Here is a 9,306-nt window from a genome sequence, read left to right on the forward strand (position 1 = left end):
CCGCCAAGGGGGTCGCGGCCGAACATGCTCTGACCTGCGGAAATGCTGGTTACTTCACCGCGGGGCCGACCTGGACCGAGATCGTGGAGCCGTCCTTGGCCTCCTTGACGATCTTGATCTTGGTGTTGGTGTCAGTGATCTTGACACCGGCGAGGGGGGTCGCCTCGTCGTAGTACGTGCTGGTCCGGTCGTTGAACGTGGACACACCCTCCGACGACGGGATCTTCGTCAGCACGTCCGCCTTGTGCAGCTTCAGACCGTCCGTGCGGTAGAGGCTGAACGGCGAGTCGTAGGACTGGATCCGGCTGCGCATCACCGTGCCGTCGGCCCACTTCAGCGCCGCCGGGTGCGAGTCGACCGGGAGCACCAGCCCCGTGCCCGGGTGGACGCTGGTGTTGTTGTCCGCCTGCGAGGTGTCCCACTTCCAGATCAACAGACCGTTCTGGTACGGGAAGTGCTCCACCCAGGCCGGACGCGTGGTCGAGAAGCCGAAGTTGTACGGGCCGACCTTCAGGGTCCTGTCGTACGACACGTACTGACGGTTCTCGGCGATGTAGTACTGGGCGTAGTCGTCCGTGATCGCCGCACCCACGCGGGAGAAGCCCTTGGCGGTCCAGGCCGCGTCCGCGCTCTCCGCGTCGTCCGAGAAGAGGACGGAACCGTCGGCGGTCACCGCGAGCGAGTCGGCCGTGAAGCCCTTCGGGGCCACGCCGCCGTCCGTCTGGTAGCGGAAGCGGAGGTCGAACTTCTGGCCGGCGTAGGCGTCCAGGGAGTACGACAGCTTCTTGTACGCGGCGGAGGAACCGGTCAGCGCGGGCTTGCCGCTGGCGTCGCGCGGGATCGCCGCGCCGTCCACCGTGCCGTCGATCGACGTCCAGTTGGCGCCGCCGTCGGTCGACACCTCGGTGTAGAGGTAGTCGTACTCGGCCTCGATGTCGTACCAGCCGTCGAGGGTCAGCGCGGCCGAGGATTTGCCCGTGAGGTCCACGGAACGGGTCAGCGTGTTGGAGAGGTTGTCACCGCTGCCGCTCCACCACTGGGTCGAGCCCTGCGCCGGCGGGACGATCTCGGTGGTGACCGTCTTGTTCGGCAGCTCGACCACGAGGGCCTGCTTGTCCTTGGTGTTGTACTCCGCGACCCCCAGCTTGTGCCTCGACTTCGTCGCGGCCTTCGCCGTGTCGTAGTCGAGCCAGCCGAGCTGCAGCTTGTCCCAGGCGGTCATGTCGCCGGGCAGGTCGCCGATGGCTTCCTTGCCGGTGCCGAGCCAGGAACCGGAGGACATCAGCGTCCAGAAACCGGTGGAGTTGTCGCCGCCCTGGGTGTCGTAGTGGTCCGGCAGACCGAGGTCGTGGCCGTACTCGTGGGCGAAGACACCGAGTCCGCCGTTCTCCGGCTGGATGGTGTAGTCGCCGACCCAGATGCCGGTGTCACCGATCTTGGCGCCACCGAGCCTGTTGCCGTCGGGGCCCGTCGCGCCCGCGTCCGAGCCGAACGCGTACCAGCGGTGCGCCCAGATGGCGTCCTCGCCCTGTACGCCGCCGCCCGCGGACTCGTCCTCACCGGCGTGCACGATCTGGAAGTGGTCGATGTAGCCGTCGGACTCGTTGAAGTCGCCGTCACCGTCGAAGTCGTAGCGGTCCCACTGGTCGAACTCGGCCACGTCCGCCTTGATCTCGGCGTCGGTGCGCCCCGCTGCCTTCTGCTGGGCGACCCAGGACGTGACACCGTCGCTGACCACGTTCCACACGCTGGAGCAGGTGGACTGGCCGCAGGCGTTGTTGCCGTAGCGGGCCTCGTTGTAGGGGACCTTGACCCAGTCGGAGACCTCGCCCTCGATCGAGTAGCGGCCCGAGGACTGCTTCTCGTAGTACTTCTTCATCGACTCGGTCTTGCCGGTGCCGAAGTAGAGGTCCTGGAAGTGCTTCTGGTCGTAGTCCGCCTGCCAGGCCGTGGAGTTGTCCTGGGCCCGGTCCGGCTCGGCTATCTCGTTGTGCGCCGGGCCGACGGTGCCGCCGTAGCGGCTGTCGATCTGGTCGCCGAACTCGACGAGGATCGTGAAGATCTTGTCGGTCTTCTCGCGGCCGAGCTCGACGTACTTGCTCTTGCCCTTCTTGCTCTTCAGCTGCACGACCTGCGAGCCGTCACGGTTCTTGACCGTGGCGTCGCCGGATATGACCTGCTGCAGGGCCTCCTCGCGCTGGGCCTCCTGAGTCTTGCTCAGGGGGCCGTCGAGGTCGTGTTCGGCGTGCTCGTGGTCCGCCGGGTCGTGCCGGTCCACAGCCGCCGCCTGCGTGCCCTCGGCAGCCTGAGCCACCGTGAGGGCCGACATGGTCGCCGCCGCCGTGGCGACCGCGACGCCTATGGCCGCCGCTCTGAACGTCCAGGATCTACTGGTCACTTGAGGTCCTCCCCCGCGTCCGTTCGCGCGGAAGGGGATCGCCCCGGTCGTGGAGGAGTCCGCGCGCGGTATACGCGTGTAGTCAAGTGACGCCATTCGACCGGAGTTTCGAGATAAAAGACAGATCTTGACTTGGACAGGTCAAGTGCATTATCGACGTCCACGGGAAGCGCTTGTTCGTTATGCGGGCGTTACGTGTATCGCTCGCGCGCCTCTCGAACCGGCGCGCATATGCGTCCACTTGCCGGACGACATGAATCCGTGCGCCCCCTGTGCACCCGGCACCGTGTGTCAGGTCACGCTTACCCGTCGTTCCGCTCGGGCACCCTGGCGAATAGAGTCGATTGGCGGAGCGCCGGAAGTCGGTGAAAGCCAAGCCGACGGCCTGCTTCACCATTGATTCGTATCCGCAACCTCCCCTTCATCGTGAGAGGCACGGGGAGACCCCACCCGAGGACACGATTGCCATGCCTCGTCCGACGACCGCACAGCTCGCCTACGGTTCCTGCACCGTGATCTTGTCGACCCTCGCCATGCTGCTGCTGTCACAGACGAGTTCCGGCGTGGGCATCGCGGTGATCGCCCTTTCCGCCCTGGCCCTGGGCCTGCTCGTCGCACTGACCGTGCCGCTGCCCAAGCCCGCGCCCGGCGCCGCCGCGCGCCGCCCCCGCTCATCCGTCGCCGCCCTGGCCCCGGCCCCGTCGGCCGTGGAATCCGAGGCGGTACGGGAACCGGTGCACGAGCCGACGGGTTCCTGAACCGGCACTCGGTGACAGCTTGCTGAAACGCTTCGGCGGGCCCGTGGACCACGGACCCGCCGTCGTGATGCGGCCTCGGCTCAACCGGTGCTGACCACCACCGTCTTGGCCGCCTTGTCGTGCAGACCCTGTTTGTAGGGCTTGTCGAAGAAGCTCCAGCCGCCCGCGATCGCCGTCCAGATGCAGGCGCAGCAGAAGGCGAAGGGGATCCACAGCACGGCCGCGCGGATCAGCGCGGTCTGCACGGAGGGCGTGGAGCCGTCGTTGAGGTTCGCCACCCGCAGCTTCATCAGCTTCTTGCCGAGGGTCTGGCCGTTCCTGACGGTGAAGAACGTGTCGTACGCGATGTAGAGGATCGCGGCGAGCGCCTCCTGGGCCAGGGACTTGCCGAACTCGAAGTCGTCCGAGTCCACCGAGTACTGGCTGATCCTGAACGCCCACGCCAGCAGCCCCACCACGATCGCCACCAGGATCATGTCGATGATCCGCGCCAGCACCCGCTTCCCGCTGTCGGCGAGCGGCGGCATGCCCGAGAGCGGGTCGTTGGGGTACTGCCCACCGCCGTAGGGGTCGCCACCGTAGGGACCACCGCCATAGGGCGGCGGCCGGCTTCCCGGCGGCGGTTGCTGGGGCGGCGGGTCGTACGGGGAGCCGCCGCCCTGGTGCGGCGGGGGCGGCTGTTTCCTGAACTGGTCGTCGTCGTCCGGGGGCGGACCGGAGCCGTAGGGCGGCGGTTCGGTGCTCATGGCCCGAGTCGACCGCGAACCCCCCGGCTCCGCATCCGGCACGGGGCCGTACGGGGTACGCGGTTTCCCGTACGCCTCCCGTCCGGCCCGCGCGCTTCCTGCGCTACCTGCCCGCGACGAACGTGTGCGCCGCCTTGTCGTGCCAGCACTGACGCCACGGCTTGTCCCACACGCACCACAGGACGCCGATCACGCCGATGCCGACCAGCCCGGAGACGGTGTGGACGAGCCAGCGGCGCAGGGAGCGCCCGAACGACGGGGGCTCGATGCCCTCGATGTCGCGGACGTCGATGCCGAGCAGCTTCTTGCCGAGGGTGCGGCCCCACTTGGCGGTGGGCAGCACCTCGTAGAGGGCGCTGACCAGGAACAGGACGCCGAGGATGATGCCCAGGTAGACGGAGGTCGTGCCGTCGACCAGCCAGACGGTGACCTTCTCGCCGGAGAGCTTGGCCGCGTCGATCTTCTCGTCGATGTGGTCCATCGCCTTCGTGCCGAACGGCACGGCGGCCCCGGCCGTGACGGCGCCGACGACCAGGCTGTCCACGAGCCGGGCGGCCAGCCGTCTGCCGAGCCCCGCGGGCCTGACCTCCGCCTGCCGGCGCGCGGCCGCCTGGAAGGGGTCCTCCACCACCGGCTTCCACGGCGCGACCTGCTGCTCCCCCTCGCCCCCGGCCAGCCGGTGCACCTGCTGGGCCCAGGAGGGCTGCCCACCGCCGATGCCGACGGCCATGGGGGGCTCGGCCGACTGCCGGGCGGCGGCCTGCTGGGGTACGCCCGGCGCCGGCTGGGCGATCTGCGGGGCGGGCGCGGCCGGTGGGGTCTGCGGGGCCTGCTGGGGGAAGGCGCCACCGAACTGGGACTGCTGCGGCTCCGGTTGCCTGGGTGCCGGGGGGACCGGGGGGACCGGGGTGACCGGGGCGGACACCGCCGGAGCCGGAGCCGCCGGGGCGATGCCGCCCGACTGCGGACCCTGCTGCGGAGCTGCCGACGAACCCTGTGGAGGCTGCGGGCCCTGCTGGGGGCCGGACGGTGCCGTCGAGGACGAGGAGGACTGCGGGGCGAGGCCCAGGGCCTGCTGGGCCGCGACCTGAGCGGGGGTCAGGGATGCGCCGAAGGCGGCGGGGGACGGGGGCACGCCCCCGTCCTGCTGCCCCGCGCGCGAGGAGGACGGACGGAACGTCATGGTGCCGTCCGACTGCACGGGTTCCGCGCCCTCGGCGGCCTGAGGGCGCCCCGACGTGTTGGGACGGCGGAACACCACCGTGCCCTGCGGGGCCCCGGCGTCCTCGCCGGCCTCCGGCGGCGGGATCGTCGCCGTACCGTCCGTGCTTGCCGTACGCCCGGGGTCACCGCTGCCACCCGGGCCGTCGACCGCGTCCGCCGCGAGGGAGACCCTGGGGTCGCGCGGGTCCGCGCCGGGGGTCGAACCCCAGGACACCCGGCGGTCCTTGTCGCCGCCGAAACCGGTCTGGCGGGAGCGGTCGGCGCCCCACGCGGAGGCGGGCTCGGGCCGGGAGCCGTGCAGGGTGTTGTCGGCGGCCGGGCGGGCCTGTTCGCCGTCGGGCGCGGGGTCCTCGTCGAAGAAGTGCGGGCCCGTCTCCTCCACGGCGCCGGACGGGCCGGAGCCGGGCGGCGGGGCGAGCGGCTCGCCGTCGGAGGGCGCCGGACGGCTCGTACCCGGCACCCAGGCCGCGCCGTTCCAGTACCGGACATATCCAGGAATGGACGGGTCCGGGTAATACCCTTCGCGGGGTCTGTCGTCGCCGGGGGCCGGGGTTGGGGCGCTCATGTCCGTCGTCCCGTATCTGCTCGTGGGTTTGGTAGGGGGCATCCACATCTACCAGACGCCGGCAAGTCCCATGACCGCTGCCGCCGGACCCGCCCCATTCGCGCACGGATCTGCTACGGGAGGAGAGGGCCACCGGGTGCCGGAAGCCGGTCGGTGAACTCGTCGGAAAAAGTTTCGCGAACCCGCGTAATGCTTCGGGGCCCGCGCCGCTCTCACTCGTACGGGCCCGCCCACAGGGCCCCTCTACGAGAGAGGAACGATCACCATGCGGCACACCGTCGTGGAACGCGAGCTGGAGATCAGACTCGTCCTGTCGCCCGAGCGCAGCATCCCCGTGCCGGCCAAGCTCGGCTACCGCAGCGACGACCCGTACGCCGTCCACATCACCTTCCACATCAACTCCGAACGCCCGGTCCACTGGACGTTCGCGCGGGAGCTGCTCGTCGAGGGCGTGTTCCGGCCGTGCGGGCACGGGGACGTGCGGGTGTGGCCGACGAAGGTGTCGGGCCGGGGCGTCGTGCTGATGGCGCTCAGCTCACCGGACGGGGACGCGCTGCTCGAAGCGCCGGCCGCCGCCGTGTCGGCCTGGCTGGAGCGGACCCTGCGGGTGGTGCCGCCGGGCTCGGAGTCCGAGATGCTGCGCATCGACGACGGCCTGGCCGAACTCCTCGCCCAGTGAGGCGCGTGCCTAAGAACCGAGAGGGTCAGAACAGCTTGCCCGGGTTGAGGATGCCCAGCGGGTCGAAGGCGGACTTCACCGCCCGCTGCATCTCCATCCCCACCGGGCCGAGCTCCCGCGCCAGCCACTCCTTCTTGAGGATGCCCACGCCGTGCTCGCCGGTGATCGTGCCGCCGAGTTCCAGGCCGAGCGCCATGATCTCGTCGAAGGACTCGCGGGCGCGCCGGGACTCGTCGGGGTCTGCCGCGTCGAAGCAGACGGTGGGATGCGTGTTGCCGTCGCCGGCGTGTGCGCAGACCCCGATGGTCAGGCCGTACTTCTCGGCGACGCGCTCCACGCCCTCGATCAGCTCGCCGAGCTTCGAGCGCGGCACGCACACGTCGTCGATCATGGTCGTGCCCTTCACCGCCTCCAGCGCGGTGAGCGACATCCGCCGTGCCTGGAGCAGCAGTTCGGACTCCGCCGCGTCGTCGGCCGGTACGACCTGGGTGGCGCCCGCGGCCTCGCACAGCTCCCCGACCGCGGCGAGGTCGGCGGCCGGGTCCGGGGTGTCGAAGGCGGCGAGGAGCAGCGCCTCCGTGGTCTCCGGCAGGCCCATGTGGGCGAGGTCGTTGACGGCCTTCACCGTCGTACGGTCCATGAGTTCGAGCAGTGACGGGACGTGCCCGCCGGCCATGATCCGGCACACCGCGTCGCACGCGGCGGCGGCCGACGCGAACTCCGCCGCCAGCACCAGCTGCCGGGGCGGCTGCGGCTTGAGGGCGAGGGTCGCGCGGACGACGATGCCGAGCGAGCCCTCGGAGCCGACGAAGAGCCGGGTGAGGTCGTAGCCGGCGACGCCCTTCGCGGTGCGCCTGCCGGTGGACATGAGCCGGCCGTCGGCGAGGACGACGTCCAAGCCGAGGACGTACTCGGCGGTCACCCCGTACTTCACACAGCACAGGCCGCCGGAGGCCGTGCCGATGTTGCCGCCGATCGTGCACATCTCCCAGCTGGAGGGGTCCGGCGGGTAGGAGAGGCCGTGCTCGTTGACCGCGCGGGAGAGGGTCGCGTTGATGACGCCGGGTTCGACGACGGCGAGGCGGTCGACGGGGTTGATCTCGAGGATCCGGTCCATTTTCGTCAGGGACAGCACGACAGAGCCCTCGGAGGCGTTGGCGCCGCCGGACAGGCCCGTGCGGGCGCCCTGCGGGACCACCGGGACACGTAGTTCCGTGGCGACGCGCATGACGTGCTGCACCTGTTCGACGGTCCGGGGCAGTACGACGACCGCCGGGACACCCGCCTCGCAGAAGCTCGCCATGTCGTGTCCGTACGAGGCCGTGACGTCCGGATCGACGAGGACCGCCTCCGGCGGCAGGCCGCTCAGCAGAAGGTCGACGAGGTTGCCGGTCGTCTCGTCACTCGGGGCTTGGATACGGCTCATGATCAAAGGTTCGCACTCACCGCCATCGGTGTGAACCCGTCGGCGCGAGCGTTCGGGGGTACGGGATGTGGTCGTCGTATTGACGCACAGTGAGCGGCATGTCTGTGGAGAACGAGGAGCGGGCGTCGCGGCGGTGGTGGCGGGGGCCGGGGCGGGGAGTGGTCGGGGCTGTCGTCGGGTGTTTCGTGCTCGGGGGTGTGCTGATGGTGGTGCCGCCGGACGGGGGTGACGGTGGCGGCGGGCGGGCGGCACGGGTGGTGGGCGCGGCCGGGCCCGGGGTGCGGCGGGCGGAGGCTCTGACGGCGGCCGGGGTGCCCGCCGCGCTGCCCGATGTGGTCGCGACCGTCCGGGAACGTGAGGCCCGGGTGCGGGCCCGTCCGCGTGACCACGCCTCGTGGGCGGTGCTCGGCGTGGCGTACACCGAACGGGCCCGGCGGACCGGCGTCGTCGCCGACTACCCGCAGGCCGAACGCGCCCTGCGCACCTCGTTGCACCTCCGGCCGAGCGGCAACGCGGACGCCTTCGAAGGCCTGACCGCCCTCGCCAACGCCCGCCGCGACTTCCGGACGGCGAAACGCTGGGGCGAGGAGGCCGTACGGGTGTCGCCGGGGCGCTGGACCTCGTACGCCCTGCTCATCGACGCGTACGACGGGCTCGGCCGGTACAGGGCGGCCCGCGCGACCCTGGACAGGATGCTCGCCGTGAACTCCGGGCCTGCGGCCCGGGCGCGGGCCGCGCAGGTCTACTGGGACCAGGGGGCGCGCGAGGACGCGGCCGCGGCGATCTCGGACGCGGCGGCTTCGGAGACGACGGCCGCGGGGCCGTCGGCCGAGGGTGCCGCGTGGTGGGCGCGGGCCGGGGAGCTGGCCTGGGAGCGGGGGGAGGCGGAGCAGTCGTTGCGGTACTGCGCGGCTGCCGGGGGCGAGTCGGAGGCCGATGCGTGCCGGGGGCGTGCGCTGGCCGCGCTGGGGCGGACGGCGGAGGGGGTGCGCGCGTACCGGGTGGCGCTGTCGCGGCGGCCGTCGGCCCAGGTCGCGCTGCGGTTGGGCGAGCTGTACGAGTCGCTGGGGCGGGCGGAGGCGGCGCGGGAGCAGTACGGGGTGGTGCGCACGCTGGTGGCGCGGTCCGCCGCGGCCGGGGTGAACGAGTCCCTCGTCCTCGGGGCGCTGGAGGCGGACCACGGTGATCCGGAGGAGGCGGTGCGGGTGCTCCGTGCGGAGTGGGAGCGGCAGCCGAGTCTGCGGGTGGCGGATGCGTTGGGGTGGGCGTTGCATCGGGCGGGGGAGGACGGGGAGGCGCTGGGGTTCGCGCGGCGGGCGACCGACAGGGCGCGGGGTGGGGAGGTGCGGAGTGCGGCTTACGCCTATCACCGGGGAGCGATCGAGCGGGCCTTGGGGTTGGCGGCCCCGGCGCGGCGGCATTTTGCCGAGGCTCGGCGGCTCAATCCGTATTTCTCGGTGGGTGGTGGGCGTTCCGCGTGAGGGGGCGGGGGGTCGGGTGCGTTGGCGGG

Annotated in this window: 7 protein-coding genes; 3 read left to right on the forward strand and 4 right to left on the reverse strand. The window is 71.4% G+C overall.

The window, feature by feature from the left end:
- Nucleotides 1–49 precede the first annotated feature (49 nt).
- Nucleotides 50–2,398: an immune inhibitor A domain-containing protein gene (locus ACFU53_RS43915; protein WP_384005463.1), complete on the reverse strand. Its 2,349-nt coding sequence runs from the start codon at nucleotides 2,396–2,398 to the stop codon at nucleotides 50–52.
- Between the two features lie 467 nt (nucleotides 2,399–2,865).
- Here ACFU53_RS43915 and ACFU53_RS43920 point away from each other — a divergent pair, with 467 nt between their 5' ends.
- Entirely contained in the window at nucleotides 2,866–3,156 is a 291-nt protein-coding gene (locus ACFU53_RS43920) for a hypothetical protein (RefSeq protein WP_384005465.1), read from the forward strand.
- A gap of 80 nt (nucleotides 3,157–3,236) precedes the next feature.
- On the opposite strand, the gene ACFU53_RS43925 is transcribed toward ACFU53_RS43920, so the two are convergent.
- Both ACFU53_RS43925 and ACFU53_RS43930 read right to left on the reverse strand, forming a co-directional pair.
- Nucleotides 3,237–3,902, reverse strand: a complete 666-nt coding sequence (locus tag ACFU53_RS43925; protein WP_384005467.1) for an RDD family protein — start codon at nucleotides 3,900–3,902, stop codon at nucleotides 3,237–3,239.
- 103 nt (nucleotides 3,903–4,005) lie between these two features.
- Nucleotides 4,006–5,691 carry an RDD family protein gene (locus ACFU53_RS43930; protein WP_384005468.1) on the reverse strand — a complete coding sequence of 562 codons (1,686 nt, stop codon included), beginning with the start codon at nucleotides 5,689–5,691 and terminating at the stop codon, nucleotides 4,006–4,008.
- Nucleotides 5,692–5,956: 265 nt separating this feature from the next.
- Between ACFU53_RS43930 and ACFU53_RS43935 the strand changes: the two genes are divergently transcribed.
- Complete coding sequence (locus tag ACFU53_RS43935; protein ID WP_384005470.1) at nucleotides 5,957–6,370, forward strand: SsgA family sporulation/cell division regulator; 414 nt, start codon at nucleotides 5,957–5,959, stop codon at nucleotides 6,368–6,370.
- A 25-nt stretch (nucleotides 6,371–6,395) separates the two neighbouring features.
- On the opposite strand, the gene ACFU53_RS43940 is transcribed toward ACFU53_RS43935, so the two are convergent.
- Entirely contained in the window at nucleotides 6,396–7,802 is a 1,407-nt protein-coding gene (locus tag ACFU53_RS43940) for an FAD-binding oxidoreductase (RefSeq protein WP_384005472.1), read from the reverse strand.
- A gap of 92 nt (nucleotides 7,803–7,894) precedes the next feature.
- Between ACFU53_RS43940 and ACFU53_RS43945 the strand changes: the two genes are divergently transcribed.
- Entirely contained in the window at nucleotides 7,895–9,277 is a 1,383-nt protein-coding gene (locus tag ACFU53_RS43945) for a tetratricopeptide repeat protein (RefSeq protein WP_384005474.1), read from the forward strand.
- Nucleotides 9,278–9,306: the final 29 nt, after the last annotated feature.

Source organism: Streptomyces sp. NPDC057474 (assembly GCF_042802555.1).
Taxonomy (GTDB): Bacteria; Actinomycetota; Actinomycetes; order Streptomycetales; family Streptomycetaceae; genus Streptomyces.

Bases quoted from the DNA above. Each gene is read 5' to 3' on its own strand.
- ACFU53_RS43920 (WP_384005465.1), top strand. From the start codon at position 2,866: ATGCCTCGTCCGACGACCGCACAGCTCGCCTACGGTTCCTGCACCGTG.
- ACFU53_RS43925 (WP_384005467.1), bottom strand. From the start codon at position 3,902: ATGAGCACCGAACCGCCGCCCTACGGCTCCGGTCCGCCCCCGGACGAC.
- ACFU53_RS43930 (WP_384005468.1), bottom strand. From the start codon at position 5,691: ATGAGCGCCCCAACCCCGGCCCCCGGCGACGACAGACCCCGCGAAGGG.
- ACFU53_RS43935 (WP_384005470.1), top strand. From the start codon at position 5,957: ATGCGGCACACCGTCGTGGAACGCGAGCTGGAGATCAGACTCGTCCTG.
- ACFU53_RS43945 (WP_384005474.1), top strand. From the start codon at position 7,895: ATGTCTGTGGAGAACGAGGAGCGGGCGTCGCGGCGGTGGTGGCGGGGG.